This is a genomic window from Amycolatopsis regifaucium (genome assembly GCF_001613935.1).
GTDB lineage: Bacteria > Actinomycetota > Actinomycetes > Mycobacteriales > Pseudonocardiaceae > Amycolatopsis > Amycolatopsis regifaucium.
This window is the reverse complement of record NZ_LQCI01000009.1, coordinates 65010-91224: the sequence shown is the minus strand read 5'-3', so window position 1 is coordinate 91224 and position 26215 is coordinate 65010. Positions and strand designations below refer to the sequence as shown.

The window sequence follows — 26215 nt, the reverse complement described above, 5'->3', positions numbered from 1 at the left end:
AACCTTGACATTGACGTGAGAGTCAAGTCGGGAGTGCGGATGCGGATCGGGGAACTCGCGCGGCGGACAGGGGTCAGCGAGCGCGCGTTGCGGTACTACGAGGAGCAGGGTCTGCTGACACCGGAGCGGCGGCCGAGTGGCTATCGCGTGTACGGCGACGCCGATGTGGCGGCGGTGCGGCGGATCAGGATTCTGCTCGGGGCCGGGTTGAACACCGCCCAGATCATGGAGATTCTGCCGTGCATCGTCGACGAGGACGGCTGGCTGACCCCGGATTGTCCCGAGTTGGTCGATGCCTTGCGGCAGCAGCGTGACCGGATCGACGAAGCGATCGGTGAGCTGGAGACCACTCGCGCGAACCTCGACACGATCATCAAGGCCGGCTGACCACGGGAAAGGCGGCCNNGGCCGCGCCCGAGGGACGCGGCCGCCTTCGAGGAGTGATTCAGGCTCAGATGAGGCCGAGCTTCTTCACCGCGTCGCGCTCTTCGGCCAGTTCGTTGACCGATGCGTCGATGCGGGCGCGCGAGAAGTCGTCGATCTCCAGGCCCTGGACGATCTTGTACTCGCCGTTCGCGGCGGTGACCGGGAACGAGGAGATCAGGCCTTCCGGGACACCGTAGGAGCCGTCGGAGACGACCGCCGCGGAGGTCCAGTCGCCTTCGGGGGTGCCGTTGACCCAGGTGTAGACGTGGTCGATCGCGGCGGAGGCGGCCGAAGCGGCGGAGGACAGGCCGCGGGCCTCGATGATCGCCGCGCCGCGCTTGGCGACGGTGGGGATGAAGTCGTCGGCCAGCCACTTCTGGTCGGTCAGGACCTCGGTCGCGGGCTTGCCGGACACCTCGGCGTGCGCGATCGACGGGTACTGGGTCGCGGAGTGGTTGCCCCAGATCGCGACCTTCTTCAGTTCGGTCACCGGTACGCCGAGCTTCTTCGACAGCTGCGCGAGGGCGCGGTTGTGGTCGAGGCGGGTCATGGCGGTGAAACGCTCGGCCGGGACGTCCGGGGCGTGCGCCTGCGCGATGAGGGCGTTGGTGTTGGCCGGGTTGCCGACCACGAGGACCTTGATGTCGTCGGCCGCGCCGGCGTTGATGGCCTCACCCTGCGGCTTGAAGATGCCACCGTTGGCCTCGAGCAGGTCGCCGCGCTCCATGCCCTTGGCACGGGGGCGGGCGCCGACGAGGAGGGCGACGTTCGCGCCCGAGAAGGCCTGCTTCGGGTCGTCGAAGATGTCGATGCCCGCGAGCAGCGGGAACGCGCCGTCTTCGAGTTCCATCGCGGTGCCCTCAGCCGCCTTGACCGCCTGCGGGATCTCCAGGAGCCGCAGCTTCACCGGGGTGTCCTGGCCGAGTAGCTGACCGGACGCGATGCGGAAGAGCAGCGCGTAGCCGATCTGGCCGGCCGCACCGGTGACGGTGACGTTGACAGGGGCTTGGGTCATTGCGGTTCTCCAGCTTGAGGCGACATCGACTTTGTACCGCGATGCTAGTCCTGTCCCGAGTCGTCGTTCGGGTGCGTCCAGTCACTGTTTTCTTGATCGATGCCGCCACCGGTCGTGTTGGCGGCGAGCCGGGACTGCACTGGCGGTTGTCCGGATCACGCTCTCGGGTGGTCGGCCCGCGGCGTTGAGGTGATGGGTGAGGGTGGCCGCCCTGGAGGAAGCGGAGGCCGCGAGGTCCGTCCGGCGCGTGGTCGCGGTTGTCTCTTCGGAATCGTCAACGCCCGAGACGTGGAGGAATTTTCATATCGTGCGAACGGAGTGGTGTTTTCCGGGAGTTTCGCTGTTCTCGTCGACTTCGGAAAACGGTTACAGTCCATAAACGTATTTCATGAACCGATTGCCGCGACGTTTTCGTCCGATCGGCGGGCGGCACTGTGAAGATCGTTTCGCTAACCTGAGTCCGCCCAGTTCCCCGCCCCCCGTGTGGAAGTTTTGGGAAGGACCCCATGCTCACTACAGTGGTCGCCGCCGTGTCGCTTTTCTCGTCGATAATAACACCCGATAGCTGGTCACCGCCGCCGGGACCGCCGCCGGACCGGGTCGTCATCGACGTGGTCACCGTCAATGGTTCCGGCTGCCCGCCGGGTTCTTCGGCCATCGCCGTCGCGAAAGACAACAGTGCCTTCACGGTGACCTACAGCGAATACACCGCGCAGGTCGGTATCGGTGCGAAGCCGACCGATCTGCGGAAGAACTGTCAGCTCAATCTCAACATCCATGTGCCGCAGGGATTCACCTACGGTATCGCCAGTGCCGATTATCGCGGGTTCGCTTCGCTCGAATCCGGTGCCAAGGGGTTGCAGCGGGCGAATTACTACTTCCAGGGTAATTCGCCGACCGCGCACGTGAGTCATCCGCTCAACGGGCCCTGGTCGGACAACTGGCAATTCCGTGACGAGGCCGAAGGCGGTGTCATCGTCTACAAGCCGTGCGGTGAAGACCGGAATCTCAACGTGAACACCGAACTGAGGGTCGCCGCGGGGTCCTCGGACCCGAAGAAGACGACCAGTTTCATCACGATGGATTCGACCGACGGAGCGGTCAAGACCACCTATCACTTCTCGTGGAAGACCTGCCCGGCCTCCTGACAACACCAGGGTGACGGCCTGCTTCCCCGCCCGGAAGAAGGCCGTCCCACCCATGCTCTGGCCGGGGTGGTGGTGAGCCCCCGCTGATATCGAACCCGTCCAGTTCCCCGCCGTGTGGAAGTTTTGGGAAGGAATCCCATGCTCAATGCGCTGGTTGCTGCCGTGACGCTTTTCTCGTCGGTCGTCACACCGAATGGCTGGGTGCCGCCTCCCGCGCCTGCCGACAAGATAATCATCGATGTGGTGACCGTCAACGGAACCGGTTGCAGACCGGGTTCCGCGGCGGTTTCCGTTTCGCCGGACAACACCGCGTTCACCGTCACCTACAGTGAATACACCGCGCAGGTCGGCGTCGGTGCGAAACCGACCGATCTCCGGAAGAACTGCCAGCTCAACCTTTACGTCCACGTGCCGCAGGGATTCACCTACGGTATCGCGAGCGCCGATTATCGCGGATTCGCCTCCCTGGCGGCGGGGGCCACCGGGCTGGAACGGGCGAACTATTATTTCCAGGGTAATTCGCCGACGTCCTACGTGAACCACAACCTGAAAGGCCCGCTCGAGGACAACTGGCAGTTCACCGACGAAATCGAAGTCGGCGCCATCGTCTACAAGCCCTGCGGTGAGGACCGGAACTTCAACATCAACACGGAATTGCGGGCCGCGGTCGGCACTTCCGATCCGAAGAAGACCACCAGTTTCATCACCATGGACTCGACCGACGGCGCCATCAAGACCACCTATCACTTCTCGTGGAAACCCTGCCCCAAGCCGAAGAACTGATCCGGTGAGGCGGCGGCCTTCTTCGAGTTCCGGCGAAGGAGGCCGTCACCCTTTCGCGGAAGGTGCCGGATCGGTGGCCTCGACCCCGAAGGCGCGGCCCAGCGCGATCACCGTCTCGTCGAGATGCCCGAGGCTGGTGAGCACCGAACGCGCCTGCGGGTCGTCGATCCGGTCCGCGACCGGCGTTCCGTCGTCGCGGACGAGCGTCCCGTGCCCGGAACCACCGGGAGCACTCGTCGCCTTCCTCAGCACGGCGATGTTCTCCCGGATCCGCCCGGTGTACAGCATCAGCCGGTCCGCCTCGTTCACCAGCAGCCCGGCCTGTGAGCGCGCCGCGACGTGCCGGGCGCGGAAGGCGATCGTCTCCACCGTCGTCAGCACATGCCAGCCGTAGTCGCGGCGGCTGCTGAGATTCACCGGGTGGGTGAGCGGCTCGATCGTCGTGCGGACCTTGTCCACCGCCCGGTCCAGATCGCGCGACTTCTCGATGACACTCACGTTTTCCGCGCCGGAGAGCAGGCCAGCGGCCTTCTCGACGAACTCGTCCAGTTCGTCCAGCAACGTCGAGACGTCGTCGAGCATCACCGCGCGGGTGCGCACCGGGACGATCACCACCGCGGCCAGTACCCCGGCGGCCGCGCCCACCGCGGTCTCCGCGACGCGGATCCACAGCACCTCGAGACTGAAGGTGCCCAGCAGGCTGTAGAGCAGCCCGAGCATGCTGGTGATGAAGAACGCCATGATCACCTGCGATACACGCGCCATGTAGACCATGCCGAAGACGCACACCAGGATCAGCGCGAGCGTCGCCGGCACGCTGCCCGACACCAGCAGCGTCAGCACCAGCCCGCCCACGATGCCGATCAGCGTGCCGCCGAGCCGTCGGACGCCCTTCACGAAGGTCGCCCCCGCCGTGGACGAGCCGATGAACACCACGAATACGGTCAGGACGGCCCAGTACCACCGCTGGCTCGACACCAGTTCCCCGCCGAGGACGGCGAGTCCGCCGCCCACGACGGCCTGGATGGCGCTGCGTGTCTGGTTGTCGTAGGCGAACGCGGACGACTTCTCCTCTTCGGGATCTTCTGGGTCGTCGGCGGTATCGGAGACGTCGTGTTCGGCGACCCGCTGAGCCCGTACGTCGGCCAGCGCGAGTTCGGCGATGGCCCGGCGGATTCCGTCGCCGGCCGCGGCGTGCTCGTCGATGCGGCTGCCTTCCACCAGCATCTTGCTGAACTCTTCGGTCTCGCTGATCAGCGGCAGTTCGCGCGGGTCGCGTTCGATGAGCGACCGGAACCGCCGCAGGCGGGCGACCAGGTCGTCCCGGACGTCTTCGCCGAGTTCCTCGGCGCAGGTGCGCTGCACGGTGATCGTCAGCCACTGCACGGCCAGTTCGACCTCGATCGCGCGGCGGCGCAGCCGGTTCACCGAATCCGCGCCGGTCACCTCGGGTGCGGTGTCCTCGATGAGCAGCACGGTCTCGTGCAGACGGGCGTTGGTGGTGCGGAGCCGTTTGCGGGTGCGCTCGCTGCCGCCGACCGCGAGGTAGTCCTCGGCCGCCCGGACGACCGCCGCGAGCCTCGCGCGGAACGCCCTCCGAATCCGGAGGAATTCCGCGTCGGTGTGCCTGCGGAGCAGGACGAACCGGACGACCGCGTTCGCCGCGATCCCGATGGTCAGCGCCAGGAGCAGGACCGGGACCTGTTTCAGATGTGTCTGCAGGAACATCGCGAAGAAGAACAGGAAGAACGAGATCGAGCCCAGTGCGATCCCGCGCGAACCGAACCGTTGTGCGTAGACCGCGACGAAGATCAGCAGCACGAACACGACGCTGTCCAGCGGCGGGAACGCTGAACCCACACTGGCCGCGGTGAGTGACGCGGCCCCGAGTACCAGCGCCAGGACGAGCGTCACCGCCTGCCGGCCGGGCGTGGTGTCGTTGACGGTGAAGGCGGAGGTCATCGCGGCGATGGCGGCGACGAGGGTGATGGTGAGCGGCTGGTGGAACGGCAGGATGGCCAGTACGGCGACGATGATGCTGAGCACGGCCGAGAAACCGAGCCGGAGCCGGACCAGGCCGGGGTCGGAGGCGACCAGACGATCGGTCGTGGCCTGGGTGATGCGGGAGATCATCGGGCGAGCAGCTCTCCTTGGGCGAGGGTTACCCGCCGGGTGGTGGACGAGGTGATGCGGAGACGGTATCTGGCGTGTTTGGCGGACTTGGAGAGGGCGAAGGGCCGGGTCTGACGGCGCCAGCGGAACGTTTCGCCTTCACGCTGGTCCAGTGACACCCAGTGTTCTCCGTCGTCGGATCCCTCCAGTACCCAGGAACGCGGATCACCGCGGCGGCTTCCCGATGTCAGCGTGTACATCACGACGTCACGGTGGGCGTCGTCGACGGGGAATTCGAGGACGGGCTCGCCGCAGGGGAAGGTGACCTCGGTCTTGGTGGTGTCGTCGAACAGGGGGCCGTCGCCCACGGTGATGTCCGTGAGGGGGTGCGGGGCGGCGGGTTCGACGGGGGAGCGGCCCCAGTCCGATGGCCGCTCGCCCATCGTGAACTCCAGTACCGCGCCTTCGGCCAGCAGTGAATGCGGGAGCGTGCTGCTCTCGTGCGGATGCCCGTCGATCGTCAGCCCGTGGACGTACACGGTGCGGTCGGTGTTGCCGGGTGCGGTGATGACGAGGTCTTTCCCGTTCTCCAGATGGACGGTCGCCTTCGTGAACAGCGGCGCGCCGATCGCGTACTCGGGGCTGCCCATGGCCAGTGGGTAGAAGCCGAGGGCGGCGAAGACGTACCAGGCGGACATTTCGCCGTTGTCCTCGTCGCCCGGATAGCCCTGGCCAAGGTCACCGCCGACGTAGAGGCGACGCAGGACCTCGCGCACGATCCGCTGCGTTTTCGACGGCGCGCCCGCGTAGTGGTAGATCCAGGGGATGTGGTGCGAGGGCTGGTTGGAGTGCCCGTACTGTCCCATCCGGACGTCGCGGGCTTCGGTCATCTCGTGGATCAGGCCACCATAGGAACCCGGTTTGCGGCCGGTCTCCGGTGTCGCGAAGAAGGTGTCCAGTTTGGACTCCAGCGCTTCGGTGCCGCCGTGCAGCGCGGCGAGCCCGGCGCCGTCGTGGGGGACGGAGAAGGCGGTGTTCCAGGAGTTCGTCTCGGTGAAGTCGCCGCCCCACGCCTCCGGGTCGTAGCCCTCGGCGGCGAAGTGGCGGATGCCGTCGCGGTTGCGGCCCTGGAAGAACCCGATCCGGTGGTCGAAGTGGTTCGCGTACTGCTGCGAGCGTTGCCGGAAGTACGCGGCGTCGTCGTGGTGGCCGAGCGCTTCGGCGAGCTTGGCCAGGCCGAAGTCGTTGACGCACCCTTCGAGCGCCCACGACAGGCCCTCGTGGACAGAGGTGGGCGTGAATCCGAGGAAGATCGACTCGTGCAGGCCCTTCCGGCCGACACTCTGCCCACGCGGAGTCACCGTCGCGTTCTTCAGCGCCGCCTCGTAGGCGGCCTCGACGTCGAAGCCCCGTACGCCCTTGAGGTATGCGTCGGCGAAGGCGACGTCGGAGCTGGTGCCGGTCATCAGGTTGGCGTAACCGGGGGAGGACCAGCGTGAGATCCAGCCGCCCTCGCGGTACTGCTGGACGAACCCGTCGATCATCCGCCCGCAGCGGCCGGGGGTGAGCAGGGCGTAGGCGGGCCAGGTGGTGCGGTAGGTGTCCCAGAAGCCGTTGTTGACGTACATCTCGCCGTCGACGATCTTCGCGCCGGTCCGCGTGCGGGTGCTCGGGAGGAACCGGCGGACGACCGGGCTCGCGTGACGGATGCCGTTCGGGGTGTCCTCGTGCGCGGAGTTCGGATACAGGAACAGGCGGTAGAGGTTGGAGTAGAAGGTGTCGCGCTGGTCTTCGGTCGCGCCCTCGATCTCGACCCGGCCCAGTACCTCCGACCACGCGGCACGAGCCTGGTCGCGGACCTGTTCGAAGCTCGTCCCGGCGGGGATCTCCAGGTCGAGGTTCCGTTTCGCCTGGGCGAGACTGATCAGTGACGTCGCGATCCGCATCGTCACCTCGCCGGCCGCGAACTCCAGGAACCCGGTGACCGTGCGCCACACCGGCCGCCGGATCTTCCCGCCCCCTGCGGCGGGGACGTCGAACTCGGCGTGCACGAACATCCGCCGTGCTCCGGCCGACAGCCTGCTGCGGACCCACGTGTGCCCGGTGACCACGCCGGTCGCCGCGTTCAGTCGCAGCCCGCCGCGGTTGCGGGCGTTGTCGAACAGCAGCCAGCCGCGATCGCCCGGGAAGGTGAACCGCATCAGTGCCGCGTGCTCCGCCGGGGCGATGTCGGCGGTGACGCCGTTGTCGAACCGGACACCGTAGTGATGCGGCCGGTCGATCTCGTCGTCGTGGGAGAAGGTGAGCGCCCGGCGGGCCCGGTCCGGTTCGACCGGCCCGACGCCGGGCATCACCTGGAAGGTGTGCCGGTCACCCATCCATGGGCTCGGCTGGTGCGACAGCGCGAACGCCTGCAGTGCCGGACGGTTCGCGGCGGTGTTGTGCCGGTGATAGCTGTAAAGCCAGTTGGTGACGCCCGCGTCGGTGACCGGGGTCCAGAAGTTGAAGCCGTGTGGGACGGCGGTGGCGGGGAAGTTGTTGCCCCGGGAGAACTTTTCGCTGGAATGCGTGCCGCGCGTGGTGCGGACGTGATCGACCGGTTCACGGACCTCGACCACGCGCTCGGCGATCCGGACGTCGTCCAGCCAGCCTTCGGGCACGCCTTCCCCGGGCGGCGGTTCGCAGATCAGGATGATCCTGGTGATCCGTCGTCCGGCGAACTCGCCGAGCCGTCGGCGTACCCGGTTCCATTGATCGACGTACAGCGTCTTGTCCAGGCCCTGTCCGGTGGCGCTGAACCCGGCGGACATGCCGTCGGCGAACTCGACGTCGAGTGCCACGAACGTGCTGCGGTAACTGGGGACGGCGTCGGCCTCGGCTTCGGGGAAGACCACATAGGACAGTTCGGTGTGGCCGGTGACCTCGACGTCCACCTCGAACAGCGGCACGCGGAGCGTGCCCTCGAAGCGGAGGGCGTGGGCGCCGGTGAACCCCACGCCCGGCTTCGCCGTCGGCGACGAGCGTGGCCCGGTGCCGACACGCAACGCCGGATCCACCGGCTGTGGATCACCCGTTTCGAAGGAGGAGAAGAACCCGGTGATCGTCACCAGGTCACCGTAACTCGCACACGTCGGCACGGCCTGCCGGGCGGCACCGCATTCAGAGGACCAAATGCGCGAGGGGTGCCTAGCCGGGATCGCAGACGACGCGCGCGCACGCGAGGCTCGTGGCGGCCCGGTTCGCGGTGGACTTCCTCGACCTGTACGCCGAGGACTTCGACCCGCGGATGCGGCCCGCCGACGAGCCGGACTGGGCGGACCCCGGCAAGGAGTATCCGCCCGAAGTGCGGCGGCACATGCGTCGCATCGAGGAAGCCGATCACCTCGTCGTGGTCTTTCCGGTGTGGTGGTCAGCCCCGCCCGCGATCCTCAAGGGCTGGATCGAGCGGACCTGGACGCACGGCTTCGCCTACACCCGATCCGGCTCCGACCTGACCGTTCGCACCATGACGTGGCTGGGCTTGGCAGGTACGTCGCAGGTGGCCTTCGTCAAGGCGGGTCTGGACCAGCACCTCGACCGTCAGTTGCGCGTGGAGATCTCCGAGTTCTGCCGGATCCCCGAAGCACGCACTCGGTTCGTCTACGACAGCGTCGACGCCGCGGACCCGCATGTGCGCGCCGTCATCTGGCGCACCGTGGACGGGGTGATCGACGAGGTCATCGCGGGTGCGAGTTGACCATCCACCGTGGACTCGTCGCGCGGTACCGGCTGCCTTGGGTCCACCGCCCCGGCACGGTGTCGTAAGATCGCGATATCGGGGTAGAAACGTGCTCTCCGTGTTCCTGGTCGAGATGCTCGACAACTCGATCCTCAAGCTCGCGTTGCCGACCATCGGCCGCGAGTTGTCCGCCTCCACGGCCACCCTGCAATGGGTGACCGGGGCGTACTCGGTCGTGTTCGGCGGGCTGATGCTGGTGTTCGGCGCGCTGGCCGACCGGGCGGGCAGGCGGAAGGTCATGCTCATCGGCCTCGTCCTGCTCGGCGTGGCGAGCCTGGCGACGGTGATCGTCACCGCCGCGTGGCAGCTCATCGCCGTCCGGGCCGTCATGGGCATCGCCGCGGCGATGACGACGCCTGGCTCACTCGCCCTCGCGTTCCGCCTGTTCGACGACGACGTCCTACGCGTGCGCGCGACCACGCTGATCTCGACGGTGGGGCTCATCGGTCTCGCCGTCGGCCCCATCCTCGGCGGGCTCGTGCTCGCCGTCGCGCCGTGGCAGGCATTGCTGCTGGTGAACGTGCTGGTCGCCGCGGTCGCGTTCGTGGGCATCCGCGCCGGTATCCCCGCCGACGATCCCGCCGGCCTGCACCGCGATCCGATCGACGTCGCGGGCGCCGTCCTGGGAACCGGGACGATCGTCCTCGCGCTCGTCGCTCCCACGCTCTTCGTCGAAGCAGGCGCCGCCTCCGTCCTGCCGTGGATCGCCGCCGCGGCCGCGCTGCTCGCCGGAACCGGCTTCGTGCTCCGCGAGAAGACCGCCCGGCATCCGCTGCTCGACCTGGTACTCCTCGCCCGGCCCCTGGTGTCGAGCGGGTTGGCGCTCAAGGCCGCGTCGGGACTGGCGACCGCGGGCCTCGGCTACCTCGTGACACTGCACCTTCAATTCGGGCTGGGCTGGGGGCCCGCTCAAGCGGCCATCGGGATGTTGCCCCAGGTCGTCGTCCTGATCGCCGGCGGTGCGCTCATCGGCCCCTTGATCACCCGTGTCGGCCTCACCAAGGCCGCCTGGCTCAGTGCCGCCGCGGTCGTGTGCGGACTCGCCGTCTACACCGCGTTCGGCGGATTCGGCTATGGGTGGATCGCCGTCGCGCTCGCCTTGGTCGCGGCGGGTATGCGCGTGGTCGGGGTCGTGGCGGGCACCAACGTGATGCGCGGTCTCCCGCCGAACCGGACCACGATCGGCGCCGCGCTCGTCGATACCTCCAGTGAGGTCGCCACCGGAATCGGCATCGCGCTGAGCGGCACCATCCTGGCGCTGGCCTTCCCCGGCGCGCTGACCGCGGCCCTCGTCGGCTTCGGGATCGTGCGCGGCCGCCGTCCCTGATTGGCCATCGACTGGGTGGATTTCGGGACGTTGGATGACCAGAAATCCACCCAGTCCCGCGTGACCGGTCCAGTCACACCGACCAGACTCGTGAAGAGATGAGGGGTGTGTGGAATAAGGCACTGAACGTCCCTATTCCACACACCCCTCACCGCGAGTGACCACTCACGCTCTCGTCAATCCGATTAGCGACTTTGCCGGAGGACTACAACCTCGCGCACTGCCCGGCGGCCGGGCCGCGGACGGTGTTCTGCAGGTCGTAGTCCGTCGGAGCGGGGGAGTTGGCCGCGCACGCCAGAGGTCCGCCGATCGTGCTCGAGGTCAGCACCGGCCCTTTGTTGCCTGTCAACGCCACCGGCCCGCCGATCTCGGTCAATTCGATCGACACCGGCCCGGTCGCCCCGGTGATCGTCACCGGGCCGGTCACCTTCGTCCGGTCGAGCACGATCTGCGCCGCACCGTTCGCGGTCAGCGGCCCGGAGATCGTCCCGCCACGGACGATCAGGCTCGCACCCGGCGCCACCGACACCGGCCCCGACACCGTCGCACCGTCCACACAGGTCACCCCGTTCCGCACGGTCAGCGGGCCTTTGCGCTCTCCCGTGATCGTCTGCGTGCACGCCGCGTCAGGCTTGCCCAGCACCTCGAACTCCGACAGCGACGCCTCCCCGCCCGTGGTCGCGGTGACCTCGAGCCGGTAGTAGGCGAAATGCGCCGGATTCGCGATCTTGAACGCCTTCGTCTGCTGCCGCCACGCGAACTTCTGGTCGGTTCGCTGATCCGCGACCGCCCACGTCTTCCCGTCGTAGGAACCCTTCAGCACCCAGCTCTTCGCGTCGCCGGCACCCTTCCCGGAAGTCAGCGTGTAGTACGAACCCGCCTCCTTCGCCGAAGGCACCTGGTACTGGATCGGCGCCGTGACCTTCGCCTCGGTCCGCGAAGTGTTGTCGAAGAACGCCGCGTCCGCGCCGGAGACCGGCTTGGTCAGGTCGTGCACCGGCGTCGGCACCGCGTCACCCTTGGTGATCGACTTCGGCGCGTCGTCCGGGCCGGTACCCCACGACGACGGGTTCGGGCCCATGTCGAAGTCGAGCGTTCCGCCATTGGCGATCGCCGCATGCGCCAGCGACGTCGAGGACTGCGCCTTGCCGTTGACCTTCAGGCCCTGCACGTAGACGTTCTTCGCGCTGTTCTTCGGCGCGTTGACCACGATCTTCTTGCCACCCGGCAGGTTCACGGTCGCCTTGGTGAACAGCGGCGAACCGATCGCGTAGTCCGCACTGCCGACCTGCAGCGGGTAGAAGCCCAGCATGCCGAACAGCCACCACGCCGACTGCTCACCGTTGTCCTCGTCACCGCCGTAGCCCTGGCCCAGCTCACTGCCGACGTACAACCGGGACAGCGCCTCGCGGACCTTCGCCTGCGTCTTCGACGGCTGGCCCGCGTAGTCGTACATGTAGAGCGTGTGGTGCGCGGCCTGGTTCGAATGCGCGTACATGCCCATCCGCACGTCCCGCGCCTCGGTCATCTCATGGATGACCCCGGGGTAGGTACCGAACTTGAGCCCCTGCTCGGGTTTGGCGAAGAACTCGTCCAATTTGGACGCCAGCCCCGCCTTGCCGCCGTAGAGGTTCGCCAGGCCCTGACCGTCCTGCGGAACGGAGAACCGCATGCCGTACGCGTTGGTCTCGGTGTAGTCGATACCCCAGACCTCGGGGTCGAACTGCTCCTTGCTCCGGGTGAACTTGCCCGCCGCGTCCCGGCCCTGGAAGAAGCCGACACTCGGGTCGAACACGTTCACGTACTGTGTCGCCCGCTCGGTGAAGTACCCGTAGTTGTCCAGGTATTCCTGCTTGCGCGGGTCGTTCGCCGGTGCCTCGTCGTAGAGCTTCTTCGACATGTTCGCGATGGCGTTGTCGTTGACGTAGCCCTCGATCGCCCACGAGAACCCGTGGTCCGCGGTGTTCGGCGCGTACCCGAGGAAGGTGCCCTCGTCGATGCCCTTGCGGCCGACCGCGCCGTTGGGCGGGGTCACCGTGGCGTTCTTGATCGCCGAGTCGTAGGCCGATTGGACGTCGAAACCCTTGATCCCCTTGAGATAGGCGTCGGCGAACGCGGCGTCCGAGCTGGTGCCGGTCATCAGATCCGCGTAACCGGGGGAGGACCAGCGTGAGATCCAGCCGCCGTCGCGGTACTGCTGCACGAAACCGTCGACCAGCTTCCCGGCGGTGTGCGGGCTGAGCAGCGAGTACGCCGACCACACCGTCCGATAGGTGTCCCAGAACCCGTTGTTGACGAAGAACTCGCCGTCGACCAGTTTCGCCCCGGTCTGCGTCGGGGTGTCCTGGCCGGTCTTCGGGGACACCGGGCTCGCGTACTTCTTCACCGGCTTCTCGACCGTGCCGACGTTCTCGAAGCCCGAGTTCGGGTACAGGAAGAGCCGGTACAGGTTGGAGTACAGCGTGATCAGCTGATCCTTCGACGCACCTTCGACCTCGATGACCTTGAGCTTTTCGTCCCACGCCTTCTGCGCGGTGTCGGCGACCGATTCGAGCGTCGCGTTCGGGGCGAGCTCCTGCTCCATGTTCTTCTTCGCCTGATCGACGCTGATCAGCGAGGTCGCGATCCGCATCTGCACCGTCTTGTCGGCACCGGCGTCGAACTTCAGGTAGCCGAGGACGTTGTCCCGCTTCTGGTCACCGGAACCGGTCGACAGCTTCGAACCGGCGGTCACCGGCTTGTCGAAGGTGGCGTAGACGAACATCCGGGTGGCACCGGCGGACAGCCCGCTCTTCACGTCGCTGTACCCGGTGATGGCCCGGCCCGCGGGGTCGAGGGTGAGCCCGCCGTTGTTGTTGACGTTGTCGAAGATCAGGTTCGAGTCCGCTCCGGGGAACTTGAACCGGTACAGCGCCGCGTGATCGGTCGGCGCGACCTCTGTCTTGATCCCGTTCTCGAAGTCGACACCGTAGTAGTGCGCCCGCGCCGTCTCGTTCGAGTGCTTGAACGGCAGTTTCCGCGCCTCACGGTCCGGGTTCGGCACGCCCGCCGCGGTCGAGGGCAGGAACTGGAAGGTCTGCCGGTCGGCCATCCACGGGCTCGGCGCGTGGCTCGCGGAGAACGCCTGCAGCGCCGGGAGGTTCTGCTCGTTGTTGCGCGAGTGGTAGGAGTACATCCAGCTCAACGTGCCCGCGTCGGTCGTCGGGATCCAGAAGTTGAATCCGTGCGGCACCGCGGTCGCGGGCATGTTGTTGCCCCGCGAGAACGACCCGTTCGACAGCGAACCACGCGTGGTCAGCACGTTGTCGGACGGTCGCAGGCTCGCCGGCGGCGTCGGGGTCGCCGAGACCTTGATGTCGTCCAGCCAGCCCTGCAGCGAACCCGGCCCGTCGGCGTTGTCGTAGCCGACCAGGATCCGGTCGATCGTCTTGCCCTTCGCGACCACGCCGATCTGCGAGCGCACCAGGTTCCACTGGTTGGTGTAGAGCACCTTGCTCGCGCCCTGGCCCTGCGGCGAGAGCCCGAAACCGTACTGGTCGACCGCGCCGAGCTGGCTCAGGTAGGTGCCGTCGGTGAACGCCAGGTCCACCGCGACGTTCGTGCTCGGGTACTTCAGGTCACCGCGGATGAACTCCGGCTGCACCTTGTACGACAGTTCCGAGGTCGCGGCCACCGGGATGTCGACGTCGAAGATCTTGTTGTACGACCAGCCGTGCCCCTGCGCCTTGTGGCTACCGGAATAACGGAACGCGCGAAGGCCGGTGAACCCGACTCGGTTCTTGCTGGTGTAGCCACTGCCCGGACCGCTGTCGGCGAAGCTGCGCATGTTCGGCAGCGCGGGCGGCGCCGGATCCTCGTTGGCCAGCAGCAGCTCCGAGAGCTGCATGATCGGGCCGCCGTTGTTCTTGGTGACGTCGAGCCGGAAGTACTTGTACGCGGCACTCGCGGCCGCGAGGCGGTACTCCTTCGTCTGGAACGGCTCGCTGAACTTCTGCCCGGCCTGCTTGTCCAGTTCCGTCCAGGCCTGGCCGTCGTTCGAGCCCTTGAGTGTCCAGTCCTGCGGGTTGCGGTTGTCGAAGTCGTTCGCCGAGGACAGCGCGTACCGTGTGATCGACGTCGGCTCGGACAGCGTGACCTGCGCCCAACCGGTCGGCGTCCAGGCCAGCCACTTGGTGTCGGTCGAGCCGTCCACCAGGTTGGACACGCCCTCGTTCGGAGTGTTTTCGCTGTTCGCGGCGGTCTCGGTGACCTTGCCGCGGACGTCACCGGGGATGGTGGTGGCGTTCGCGCCGTCGACACCGAACGCCTTCGGCTTGCCGGACGGATCCGTGTCGACGGTGTCGCTCCACGTCGGCTGCGGTTCGCCCGGTTCGAACGAGGAGTAGAAGTCCGATGGGAGATCTTCGGCCGAGGCGGTGGCGGGCAGGGCTACCAGCCCGGACGCCAAGACCGTGGCACTCAGAAGGCTGCAGACCCAAGGTCTGACGCTTCGGGGCATCGTTGCACCAATGCTTTCTCGCGGGGGCATGCGGGGCGTCGCACAGGAGGGGGACCGGTGGCGCCAAGAGAGAAAAGCTCGCGTGTGACATCGATGTCAAGACACCCGGACAAACCTGACCCGAACTGGACAAGCCGGATGTCGGCGAAACGCGGTGGACAACCCGCGGGGGCGGGGCCAGGGTGAAGAACGCGACTGAAGCCGATCCGGGAAACTTGGGGTGGGGACATGCGGCGGTTGTCCATGCTCGGCGTGGCAGCGCTCATCACGACAGGCTCGATACTCACGGCTCCGGCGGCCACCGCCGGTGAAACGACCTTCCGCCCGGTGCGCACCTGCGCCGATCTGGTGCGGACCTACGACGTTCCCGGCGCGGTCACGCACGTCAAGACCGCGACCGTCGTGCCCGCGACGGCGACCGAACCGGAGAACTGCGACGTCCGCGGCTTCGTCGAACCGGCGGTGCAGTTTCAGCTACGGTTGCCGACCAAGACCTACGCGGGACGCTACCTGCAGTTCGGCTGCGGCGGATTCTGCGGCGTGATCAGCACCCCGCCGTTCGCCGACTGCGGCCTCCCGCACGGTGGCGACGTCGCGGTCGCCGCCACCGACGACGGTCACGTCGGCAAGAGCCCTTCGGTGGTCGATGACGGCAAATGGGCCGAGAACGACCAGGCCGCCCGCGACGACTTCGCCTTCCGGGCGCCGCACGTGGTGTCGAAGGCGTCCAAACGGCTCATCGCGGCGTTCTACGGCGCCCCGCCGAAGAAGTCCTACTTCAGCGGCTGCTCCGACGGCGGCCGGGAAGCGCTCCTTTTGGCTCAGCGCTATCCGCACGACTTCGACGGCATCATCGCCGGCGCGCCCGCCGGATACTGGGGTCCGCTGCTCGGCGTCTACCAGACGTGGCTGGCCAAGGTGAACACCGGCGCGGACGGCAAGCCGATCCTGACCGCCGACAAACTCCCGGCTCTGCACGCGGCCGCCGTGTCCACTTGCGACAAGTCCGACGGCCTTGGCGACGGCGCCATCGACGACCCGCGCACCTGCCGCTTCGACCCGGCCACGATCGCCTGCCCGCCGGGCACCGACAACGCCGGCTGCCTCACCCTCGCCCAGGTCGAGGCCACCAAGAAGATCTACGCGCCACCGACCGACGAACGCGGCCGCAAGCTGTACCCGGGTGGCCAGACCGTCGGCTCCGAACTGTCTTGGTACGGCTGGATCATCCCGTCGCCGGAAACCGGCGGCGTCTCCTTCGCGCACACACTCGCCGACAACTACCTGAAGTACATGGCCTACCCGATCGGGACACCGCATTCGTCGGTCGAGAAGTTCGCCTTCACCGCCCGTGAATTCGACCGGCTGACCCCGGAAGGCGTCCGCTCCAACGCGCTGTCGACCGACCTGGGCGAGTTCCGGCGCTCCGGCGGGAAACTCGTGATCTGGCACGGCTGGGCGGACCAGGCGATCCCCGCGGCCGGAAGCATCGACTACTACCAACGGCTCGCCCGCGCCAACGGCGGTCTCGCCGCGACGCGGAACTGGGCGCGGCTGTTCATGGTGCCCGGCCTCTACCACTGCGCGACGGGTGACAAGCTGACCGAGTACGACCCGCTGAAGGAACTGGTCTCCTGGGTCGAACGCGGCACCGCGCCGGACCGGACGATCGCCACCGGCCGCGACGCCGACGGCAAGGTCTTCCGCACGCGGCCGGTGTTCCCGTATCCGCTGCAGGCCAGGTACGACGGCACCGGAAGCGTCGACGACGCCGCGAACTTCGTACCGGTTCCGCCTTCGCGACCTTCGCAGGACATCGTGAACTGGGCGGGGAACGGTCTCTACGGGAAAGCGGGTCCAGTCGCTCCTTGACGCGGTTCTGAACCGCAATGAAGGGGCCTTTCATCGCAAATTTTGCGATGAAAGGCCCCTTCATTGCGCGCGCGACCGGAGCGCCCGCTACGAGAGAACGCCGTCCAGCAGGCGGACCCGCCGGTCCGCGATCCGGTGCACTTCGTCGTCGTGCGTCGCCACGATCACCGCGGCGCCCTCCGCGGCACAGCGTCGCAGCAACCGCAGCACCCGCGGCGTGCTCCCGGCGTCCAGGTGCGCCGTCGGCTCGTCGGTCAGCAGCACCCGCGGCCGCCCGCTGACCGCCCTGGCGAGCGCGACCCGCTGCTGCTGACCGAACGAGACTTCCAGCGGATAACGGTCGCCGAGTTCACCGATCCCGAGTTCCTCGAGCAGTTCCGAAACCCGCGCGTGGATGTCCTTCGCGCTGGGCTTGGGGATGTCGGACCGGAGCCGCAGGGGCAGTGCCACGTTCTCCGCGATCGTGAGTTCGTTCGCGAGGCCGAGTGCCTGCGGCAGAACGGCGCAGGTGTGCCATGGCGGCGCGCCCGCTATCGGGACGCCGTCCAGCGAGACGCTGCCCGAATCGGGCGAGTCGAAGCCGCACAACAGGGCCAGCAGCGCGCTCTTGCCCGAACCGGACCGGCCGGAGACGGTGACCAGCTCGCCGGCCGCCACGCTCAGTTCGAGCCCGCGCAGGACCTCGACGTCCCCGCTGGGATGGGGGAACCGGCGGCGCAACCCGACGGCCTCGAGGGCGGGTTCCACCGTCACGGCATGACCTCCCGTTCTTCGACGCCCTCAAGGGTGCCCTTGTGCATCCGCGCGACGCGGCTGCCGAGTGCGATGAGCCGGTCGTCGTGCGAGGCGACGATGACGGCGAAATCCTGGTCCGCCAGGTACTTCAGCGTGTCGAGCACCAGATCCGCCGACCCCTCGTCCAGCTGGGAAGTCGGTTCGTCGGCGAGGACGACGGTCGAGCGCCTGGCCAGTGTGCAGCCGAACGCGAGCCGCTGCTGCTGCCCACCTGAGAGCGCCGAGATCCGCCAGCCGCCGGTACCGCCCAGCCCCAGCTGTTCGAGGATGTCGTCGGGCAGGCATTCCGTTCCGGCCGACTCCGCCGCCGCGCGGAGATTGTCGGCGACGCTCAGATACGCGAGCAGGTTGTCGGTCGGGCTCTGGAACACCAGGCCGAGGTGATCTCGGCGCAGGGCGCGCCGGTCGCGGTGCCGCAGCTTGCCGGTTTCGGTGCCCTGGAAGGAGATCGTGCCCCGCGCGGGCTGTTCGAACAGGCCGAGCGTCCGCAGCAGGGTGGACTTGCCGGAACCGGACGGGCCGGCCAGCACGGTGATCCCGCGGGCAGGGATGTCGATGGTGACGTCGTCGACACCGGTGACGGTGCCTGCCGGGGTCTGGTAGTCGACGCCGATGCCGCTCAGCCGGAAGATCGGTTTCTCAGGCACGGATCAACTCCGCGGTCCGGGCGGTGCGCACCGAGCGCATCGCGATCCAGCCTGCCAGCGCCACGACGAGCACACCGACGGCCAGCACGGTCAGGGCGAACGGGGTCGGGTTGGGCAGTGCCGACCTCGGCGCGAGGAACGTCGCCGGATCGAAGCGCGGCACGGAAAGGCCCGCGACCGAGATCCCGCAGGCGACACCGATGACCACGGCGAGCCCGCTCAGCGTGCCCAGTTCCATCAGATGACTCGCCAGCAGGGCGCGCGGCCGCATTCCCATCCGCAGGACCAGCGCCCCGGCGAGGGCGTTCTGGCGTCTGCGGACCTCGACGGCGACCAGCAGCGACAGCACGGCCACCACTCCGAGCACGGCGCCGAGCAACGCCATGAACGAGAACGTCCAGGACACGACGTAGAACGGGAGCGCGTCGAGTGCCGATTCGCGGGTGATGCGGTTGGGCTGCGTGATCCCGGCCGCGGTCAGCGCCTCGGTCAGCTGCGCCACCGGTGAGGCGGACAGCAGGCTCCACTTCGGTACCGTGGTCAGTTGCGCGGCGCTGAGCGATTCCCGCGAGATCACGTATCCGGCCTTGGTGCCGATGATCGGGAACATCGGCAGCTCGCCGACCGTCCTGGCGTCGCCGAGCCCGGCGGGTAATCCCGGCTTCTGGGCGGCGTCGTCCCCGATCCGGATGGCCGGGACGCCGGCGCCCGGCGTCGACAACCGTCCCAGGAGCGTGTCGACCTCGTCGGCGGAGAGCGGGCCGAGCGCCGCCCCGCGCCGGAAGGTCTGCGGATCCACGACCAGGACGACACTGCCTGTGCCGGTCAGTTCGCCGACCACCGTGCTGCTGCCGCTGATCTGGGAGGGCAGTGGGGTCTTGCCGGTGCCGATGACGCTTTCGGTGTCCACCCGGGTTTCGGCGCCGACGAAGATCGCCGACTTGGTGTGCAGCGCCTCCTCCTGGCCGCGGGCGATTCCGATCCCGGTCGCCAGCGTGCCGATGGCCAGCGTGCCGATCACGAGCACACCGGTGACCGGTGCGCGGGCACTGGCGAGCCGCCGGATCGCCAATTGCAGTGCCGGGCGCGACCACAGCCGCGCGCGATGAGAAGCGTGCAGTGCGAGCCAGGCCATCCGGGCGGCGAGCAGACCGACGGTGAGCACGACGAACACCGGGTAGGTGAGCGCGAGCGGGTCGACCTGGGGGAGCGGGTTGCCGATCCGGGACGCCTTGCCGTAGTCGACGAGCCGGTTCCAGCCCAGCAGCGCCACCCCGGCCGTGAGCAGTTCCCACGGGAAGATCACCAGTAGCTTCACGCCCTTGCGGCGTCCGGACCGGATCCGGCCCAGTTCGAACTCCCGATGCGTGCGGACGCCGATCACGCCCGCCAGCAGCGCGAGCGACGCGAGCAGGATCGCGCCCGCGACGAGGAAGCCCACCAGTTGCGCTCCACCGTCCGGTTCACCCGGTGGCCCGTAGACGCCGAGGAGCAGCCGCGCGAGTACCGCCCCCGCCACCCCGCCGACGAGGATCGGGAGCCCGAGTTCGGCGACCGCGAGCAGGCCAAGAGCCACCGGTCCGCTGCCACGGGCCGAGAGGAGCCGGAGCTGCGCGTGCCGCCGCTGGTGCCATTGCAGGGCGACCGTGCCGATCCCGGCGCAACCGACCAGGACGCTGATCGCCGCCAGCGGCAGGATCGAGACGAGGACGTTCGACTCGGCCTGAGTGCTGATCACCACCGACCGCTCGAACGGCAGCGACCCGACGATCGCGTCACCCAGGCCGCGCGCGCCCAGATCCTCCTGCACGTCCGCGATCAGCGCCTTCGACCGTTCGAGCAGATCTTCGGCCTCGCTGACCGTTTTCGGCGGCATCTCGTAGAACGACAGGTACAGGGTCTTGATCACCGGCAGACCCACCGCGCGGACCGCGTCGTCGAAGGTCTTGGCGTCGGTGGCGAACATGACCGAGTCGACCGGGTCGTTGGCCAGCCGGTCCACCACGGCGTTCCGTTGCTGGGAACACCACCAGCGGGGTGCCGGGTCGAGCAGGTCGCGGTACAGCCCGGTCACCGGCGGCAGTGCGGCGCCTTGGTATTTCGGTGTGGTGCCGACGCCGATCTTCTCCGCACCGGCGACGACGGTGCCGAGCCACAGTCCCGCGTCACGCGACCCGCCTGCCAGCTCCAGGTGGTCCAAACCGGTCTGATCCCGATAACCCAGTGTGACCTTGTAGTTCGAATCACCATTGAATTCCGTGCCGCGGACCACATGCGTATAGCGCGAAGTGACCGGAGCCCCGAAACCGTGAGCGGAAGCATGACGCTGGACGGCGGCGATCACCTCAGGCGCGGCGCCGACGGGGACGTTTCCCTTGCTGAAGACCGGGCCGTAGCTGTCCGGACAGGCGATCCCCGACTGGTACGCCACGGCCGCGCCGCCTGCGGCGGACGCCTGCAAAACCGCGGCGGTACCCAGGAAACACGCGAGCAGGGCCGTCACCGCCGCGATGATCAACGTCAGGGGACTGGTCAGTGCCGCCCGTGGAGCCGCTCGCCATGGCATCGTCACTCTGGGCCCGCCGGGAGCCCCCCACCTCACCCGCATGGTTAGGCACGCTACCGGTCAGGACGGCCCCGGAACAGAAAGAAATCACCCTTTGTTGCGAGCGTGAAGTAAATCCTTGGTCCATTGTGGTGATGCGGGCGGATGACTATTGACTGTCTGTCACCAATCGGTCGACGGGAGTCGCCTTGCCGAGCGCGACTTCGGCGGAGAACGCGTTCTCTCCCAGCGCCGCGACGAGAGCTCCGGTGATCCGGTCCACGTCTCCGCGTTCGCCCTTCGGCAGGGGAGCACCCGCCGATTCCCGGGAAGCTGCGGCGGCGCCCAGGAGCCGCGCCGCCCGGTGATACTCACCCGCGGCAGCCTCCGCCCCGGCCAGCCCTTCCAGACCGAGCGCGATCGCGCGGGGATCCTCGCTGTGCCGGGCGATCGCCAGCCCGTCCAGTTGGAGCCGCTTCGCCCGCGCCGCGTCACCGCGCTGCTCGGCGATAAACCCGAGTTCGGCCAGTACCAGCGTGCTGCCCGCTTCGGACTCCACCCGGCGATGCCAGTCCAGAATGGACAGCAGCCGCTGCTCGGCCTCGTCGAGCAGCCCCTGCCTTCGCGCGCCGAGCGCGAGCCCTGTCTCGGCGTAGACCTCCGCGGGTTTGAAGCTGTGCTCGACGGCCAAGGCCCTGGCCCGCTCGTGGAACTCCTTTCCGCCCTCGAAATCGCCGGTGAGCAGCGCAGTCCGGCCGAGCCACGACAGTTTGTAGGCGACCTCCGGCCATAACTCCAGTTCCTCCGCGCGGCGCAGGCTTTCCCGGTGGACACGGGCCGAGTGCTCGTAGTCCCCGGCGATCGCGGCGAGCATGCCGAGGACGAACGACGCCTGCAGCCAGCCCCAGCGCTCGCCCAGGTCGTCGAAGATCCCGGCGCTTTGTGCGGCCATCCGGCCTCCGCCGGTGAGGTCCCCTCCGGCGATCAGGTGGCCGGCCCTGTCGCTCAGCGCGGCCGCGGCGCTCCAGTCGTCACCGACCTCTCTGGCCGTTTCCAGCGCGCCGAGCGTGAGCTTCTCCGCCCGGCACAGATCGCCGACCGTGGACCAGGCATAGCCGAGGAACCACAGTGCCCGGGCCCGCGCGACGGGATCGACGATGCCCCACACGGCTTCCTCCGCCGTGCCCTCGGTGCAGGTGCCGTCGAGAATCGCGATGCCGGCGCACCAGCCCAGAGCCTGCGCGCGTTCGTCTTCGGTCTCGGAATTCGTGTCGAGCACGAGGTTCAGGGAGCGCCGGGCCTCCGTCAGCCGTCCCCGGAGGAACCAGAACCACGTCATCGCGTTCACCAGCCGCAGCGCGAGCCGGTGTTCACCTTGCCGCAGCAGGGTTTCCAGCGCGCGCCGGGTATTGGCGCCCTCGGCGTCGAGCCTGTCGAGCCAGCGCCGCTGCTCCTTGCCGCGCAATCCCGCGTCGCCGCGCTCGGCCAGCTCGACGTGGAAACGGGCGTGCCGCAAGGACAGCTCGTCGAGTTCGCCCGCCTCCTCGGCGTGTGCCAAGGCGTATGCCGACACCGACTCCAGCAGCCGGTACCGCGGTTCGCCGTGTCTGCCGGGCCTGCTGACCACCAACGATCGGTCGACGAGCCGGGACAGCAGGTCCAGCACGTCACCGGAGGCGATCTCACCACCGGCGCAGACCGACTCGGCGGAATCGAGACCGCAGCCTTCGGCGTGGACGGCGAGCCTGCGCAGCACGGTCTGTTCGGGCTCGCTCAGCAGGCTCCAGCTCCAGTCGATCATCGCGCGCAGCGTCTGCTGACGGCGCGGCCCGCCCCGCCTGCCCGAGGACAGCAGGCCGAACCGGTCGTCGAGGCGGGCGAGGAGTTCGTGTACGCCGAGCGTCCGGACCCGGGTGGCGGCGAGTTCCAGTGCCAGCGGGATCCCGTCCAGCGTGCGGCAGATGCGGGCGACCACCGAGGCGTTCTCCGCGTCGAGCGCGAACCCCGGGGCGGCCGCCGCGGCACGGGCGGCGAACAGCCGGACGGCGCTGGATTCCCTAACGGCGGCGAAGTCGCCTTGCTCGGGCAGATCGAGCGGTGGAACCGCCCACACGGTTTCGCCCGGGAGTCCCAGTGGTTCCTGACTGGTGGCGAGTACGCGCAGCCGGGGTACCGCCGCGAGCAGTCGCTCCACCAGCGCGGCGACGGGCTCGACGACCTGCTCGCAGTTGTCGAGGACCAGCAGGATCTCCTTCTCGCGCAGAGCATCGGCCAGCGACTGCGTGAGGGTGTTCGCCGAAGTGGCCTCCTCGTGGAGGTCCAGTACGGCCGTCAGCACGACGGCGACGAGGTCTTCCGGCGGGCACGTCGGGCACTCGACGTTGTCCAGACCGGCCAGTTCGACCAGCCAGACGCCGTCGGCCATCGTGAGCGTCGACGCGGCCTCGACGGCTAGCCGGGTCTTCCCGACCCCTCCCGGTCCGGTGAGGGTGACCAGCCGGGTGTCGGTGACCAGCGCGCCGACCTCCTTGACCGCCGTCGTCCGGCCGATCAGCTCGGTCAGCGGCTCCGGCAGGTTCCCGCGTACCGGCTCGGCGGCGCGGACGCCTTCCAGCTCCGGACTCCGGGTGAGGATCGCCTGGTGCAGAGCCGCCAGCTCCGGCCCTGGTTCGAGACCGGACTCATCGCGTAGACGGGTGCGCAGTTCGGCGTAGGTTTCGAGCGCGTCGCTGTGCCGCCCGGCGGCGTACAGGGCGCGCATCAGCAGGCCGCGCAGACGCTCGCGAAGCGGATGCCGGGCGACAAGGCCGGTCAGTTCCCCGGTGAGGACGCCGTGTTCGCCGAGCGCGAGCCTGGCTTCGGCCCGGTCCTCTTCGGCGAGCAGCCGTTCCTCCTCCAGCCGCTGTGCCGCGGCCACCGCGAACGGTTCGTCCTCGAACCCGGCGTACGCGGGCCCTCGCCACAAGGCCAGCGCGTCCGCCAGCAACGCGGCACGAGCGCGAGGATCGACGGCGTCACGAGCGCGAGAGGTGAGGGCACGGAACCGGTGGACGTCCAGGTCGCCCTTTTCGACGGCGAGGACGTATCCGGCGGGTTGATGGGTGACGAGTTCCCGAGCGCCCGGCTCGGCTCGTTCGAGGCTGCGGCGCAACTGAGAGACCTTGGTCTGCAAGGTGTTGCCCGGATTGCCCGGCGGATGCTCACCCCACAGATCATCGGTCAGCGACGACACCGACGCCGCCCGGCCGTCGCGGCTCAGCAGCGCGGCGAGCAGCAGGCGGACCTTGGCCTCGGGCACGACGACGGGCTCGCCCGCGGTCGTCCACACGGCGAGTGGTCCCAGCACTCCGAAACGCACGGAACCGACGTTAGCGCGGACCACCGACATTCCTCCGATGGCGCCGTGCGTGAACCCGCAGCGATCCGTGCGCGGGCGGCGGCACGGTGGTCCCATGACCGAACACGGCAAGACCCCGGTCACGGTACTGGGGCTGGGCGCGATGGGAACCGCGCTCGTAGAGGCACTGCTGGCCGCGGGACATCCCGTCACCGCGTGGAACCGGACCGCGAGCCGCGCCGAGGGCGTGGCGGCGAAGGGAGCTTCGGTCGCTTCGACTGTGTCCGAGGCTCTCGCGGCGAACAAGACCGTGATCGCCTGCCTGCTCGACTACGACTCGGTGCACGAGGTCCTCGACCCCGTCGCGTCCGGGCTCGAAGGACGGCAGCTGATCAACCTGACCAACGGCACCCCCGGCCAGGCACGCGAGATGAGCGCGTGGGCCGAAGAACTGGGCGCGGAGTACCTGGACGGCGGAATCATGGCCGTCCCGCCGATGATCGGCACGCCCGGCGCGTTCATCTTCTACAGCGGCTCGGGCACCGTCTTCGGCCAGGCCCGTACCGCGCTCGACACCTTCGGCGGCGTCAACTACCTCGGCGCAGACCCCGGATTGGCGCCCCTGCACGACATCGCGCTCCTCAGCGGGATGTACGGCAACTTCATCGGCGTCATCCAGGCCTTCGCGCTGGTCGGTTCCGCCGGAGTGAAAGCGAGGGAGTTCGCTCCACTGCTTCGCGGCTGGATGGACGCGATGAGCGGCTTCCTGGAGCGCACGGCCGAACTGATCGACGACGGCGACTATGAGCGCGGAGTCGTCTCGAACATCGGAATGCAGGCCGCGGCCTTCCCGAACCTGGCGAAGGCCGCCGAGGAACAGGGCATCAGCGCCGAGCTGCTCGCCCCGCTCCAGCCGCTGATGGACAAGCGGGTCGCGGCCGGGCACGGCGCCGAGGACCTGGTCGGCGTCATCGAACTACTTAAGAAGTAAAGGAAAGAACAATGATCACATTGATCGGGCTCGGCCCGATGGGACAGGCCATGGTCCGGGTTCTTCTGGAGAACGGGCACGGCGTGACCGTCTGGAACCGTACCGCCGGCCGAGCGGACGGCGTCGTCGCGGCGGGTGCCGTGCGCGCCGAGACACCGGCTGACGCGGTGGCGGCGTCAGAGTTGGTGCTGCTCAGCCTCACGGACTACGCGGCGATGTACGACATCCTCGGCAGGGCCGAAGAAGCGTTGGCGGGCAAGGTGATCGTCAACCTCAGCTCGGACACCCCGGAGAAGACCCGCGAGGCCGCCGACTGGGTCAAGGCCCGCGGCGGGCAGTTCATCGCCGGTGGCGTGATGGTGCCCGCTCCGTTGGTGGGCAAGGAGGAGGCGTACGTCTTCTACAGCGGACCAGAGGACGTGTTCGAAAAGCACCGCGACACCCTCGCGCTGATCGGGCGGGCGGACTTCCTCGGCGAGGACGTCCGGCTGGCACAGCTGTTCTACCAGGCGCAGCTGGACATTTTCCTGACCTCGCTTTCGGTGTTCCTGCACGCGAGCGCGCTGATCCGCTCGGCCGGGGTGACCGTCCAGAAGTTCGTCCCCTACGCCAAGGACAACTTCGCGATGATGGCCTACTACCTGGAGGACGCCGCCAAGCAGGTCGAGGCGGGCGAGCACCCCGGCGACGAGGCCAACGTGACGATGATGGGCGCGACCGCCGACCACATCGCCCAGGCGAGCCGGGACGCCGGGATCGACGTCGCCCTGCCGGAAGCGATCAAATCGCACTACGACCGAGCGATCGCCGCGGGGCACGGGCGTAGCTCGTGGACCAGCCTTTACGAGGTCATCAAGGAAGGCTGAGCCCGGTTGCGGCCGCGCCGTGAAGGCTTCCCCAGTACATGATGGTCCCCTTCCTTGCGCTAGACGCAAGGAAGG

General features: G+C 68.3%; 15 protein-coding genes and 1 pseudogene. 8 read left to right on the top strand and 8 right to left on the bottom strand.

All coding sequences use genetic code 11. The features are described 5' to 3' along the window. Positions 1 to 39: 39 nt before the first annotated feature. Positions 40 to 387, top strand: a complete 348-nt coding sequence (locus AVL48_RS10405) for a MerR family transcriptional regulator (RefSeq protein WP_061987463.1) — start codon at positions 40 to 42, stop codon at positions 385 to 387. A 64-nt stretch (positions 388 to 451) separates the two neighbouring features. Here the strand turns inward: AVL48_RS10405 and AVL48_RS10400 are convergent, their stop codons facing one another. Next, complete coding sequence (locus AVL48_RS10400; RefSeq protein WP_061987465.1) at positions 452 to 1441, bottom strand: malate dehydrogenase; 990 nt, start codon at positions 1439 to 1441, stop codon at positions 452 to 454. Positions 1442 to 1947: 506 nt separating this feature from the next. Here AVL48_RS10400 and AVL48_RS10395 point away from each other — a divergent pair. Further along, positions 1948 to 2589 (top strand): DUF4360 domain-containing protein, encoded by a 642-nt coding sequence (locus AVL48_RS10395; protein ID WP_061987467.1) that lies wholly within the window; start codon positions 1948 to 1950, stop codon positions 2587 to 2589. Positions 2590 to 2727: 138 nt separating this feature from the next. Continuing rightward, a complete protein-coding gene (locus tag AVL48_RS10390; RefSeq protein WP_061987469.1) occupies positions 2728 to 3372 on the top strand; it encodes a DUF4360 domain-containing protein in 645 nt (214 codons plus the stop codon). A gap of 45 nt (positions 3373 to 3417) precedes the next feature. Here the strand turns inward: AVL48_RS10390 and AVL48_RS10385 are convergent, their stop codons facing one another. Together AVL48_RS10385 and AVL48_RS10380 are read right to left on the bottom strand one after the other, a co-directional pair. After that, complete coding sequence (locus AVL48_RS10385; protein WP_143104797.1) at positions 3418 to 5505, bottom strand: FUSC family protein; 2088 nt, start codon at positions 5503 to 5505, stop codon at positions 3418 to 3420. Beyond that, positions 5502 to 8591, bottom strand: a complete 3090-nt coding sequence (locus AVL48_RS10380; protein WP_061987471.1) for a GH92 family glycosyl hydrolase — start codon at positions 8589 to 8591, stop codon at positions 5502 to 5504. Before AVL48_RS10380 ends, AVL48_RS10385 begins: the two co-directional genes overlap by 4 nt. A gap of 116 nt (positions 8592 to 8707) precedes the next feature. Between AVL48_RS10380 and AVL48_RS10375 the strand changes: the two are divergent. After that, positions 8708 to 9220: pseudogene (locus tag AVL48_RS10375) on the top strand (NAD(P)H-dependent oxidoreductase); the annotation flags it as partial. A gap of 91 nt (positions 9221 to 9311) precedes the next feature. Beyond that, complete coding sequence (locus AVL48_RS10370; protein WP_061987475.1) at positions 9312 to 10589, top strand: MFS transporter; 1278 nt, start codon at positions 9312 to 9314, stop codon at positions 10587 to 10589. A gap of 205 nt (positions 10590 to 10794) precedes the next feature. On the opposite strand, the gene AVL48_RS10365 is transcribed toward AVL48_RS10370, so the two are convergent. Continuing rightward, positions 10795 to 15087 carry a GH92 family glycosyl hydrolase gene (locus AVL48_RS10365; protein ID WP_061987477.1) on the bottom strand — a complete coding sequence of 1431 codons (4293 nt, stop codon included), beginning with the start codon at positions 15085 to 15087 and terminating at the stop codon, positions 10795 to 10797. A 228-nt stretch (positions 15088 to 15315) separates the two neighbouring features. Between AVL48_RS10365 and AVL48_RS10360 the strand changes: the two genes are divergently transcribed. Continuing rightward, positions 15316 to 16959, top strand: a complete 1644-nt coding sequence (locus AVL48_RS10360; RefSeq protein WP_061987479.1) for a tannase/feruloyl esterase family alpha/beta hydrolase — start codon at positions 15316 to 15318, stop codon at positions 16957 to 16959. Positions 16960 to 17046: 87 nt separating this feature from the next. Here AVL48_RS10360 and AVL48_RS10355 read toward each other — a convergent pair whose 3' ends face one another. The 4 genes from AVL48_RS10355 to AVL48_RS10340 form a co-directional block, all read right to left on the bottom strand. Further along, positions 17047 to 17712, bottom strand: a complete 666-nt coding sequence (locus AVL48_RS10355; protein WP_167386373.1) for an ABC transporter ATP-binding protein — start codon at positions 17710 to 17712, stop codon at positions 17047 to 17049. Continuing rightward, positions 17709 to 18401: an ABC transporter ATP-binding protein gene (locus tag AVL48_RS10350; protein WP_061987481.1), complete on the bottom strand. Its 693-nt coding sequence runs from the start codon at positions 18399 to 18401 to the stop codon at positions 17709 to 17711. Before AVL48_RS10350 ends, AVL48_RS10355 begins: the two co-directional genes overlap by 4 nt. Next, a complete protein-coding gene (locus AVL48_RS10345; RefSeq protein ID WP_082857600.1) occupies positions 18394 to 20967 on the bottom strand; it encodes an FtsX-like permease family protein in 2574 nt (857 codons plus the stop codon). Before AVL48_RS10345 ends, AVL48_RS10350 begins: the two co-directional genes overlap by 8 nt. A gap of 148 nt (positions 20968 to 21115) precedes the next feature. Further along, positions 21116 to 24304, bottom strand: coding sequence for an ATP-binding protein (locus tag AVL48_RS10340; RefSeq protein WP_061987564.1), 3189 nt, complete (start codon positions 24302 to 24304; stop codon positions 21116 to 21118). 94 nt (positions 24305 to 24398) lie between these two features. Here AVL48_RS10340 and AVL48_RS10335 point away from each other — a divergent pair, with 94 nt between their 5' ends. Together AVL48_RS10335 and AVL48_RS10330 are read left to right on the top strand one after the other, a co-directional pair. Beyond that, entirely contained in the window at positions 24399 to 25274 is an 876-nt protein-coding gene (locus AVL48_RS10335; RefSeq protein WP_061987485.1) for an NAD(P)-dependent oxidoreductase, read from the top strand. An 11-nt stretch (positions 25275 to 25285) separates the two neighbouring features. Then, the gene (locus AVL48_RS10330; RefSeq protein ID WP_061987487.1) at positions 25286 to 26140 is read left to right on the top strand and encodes an NAD(P)-dependent oxidoreductase; all 855 of its coding nucleotides are present in this window, start codon (positions 25286 to 25288) and stop codon (positions 26138 to 26140) included. The last annotated feature ends 75 nt before the right edge of the window (positions 26141 to 26215 follow it).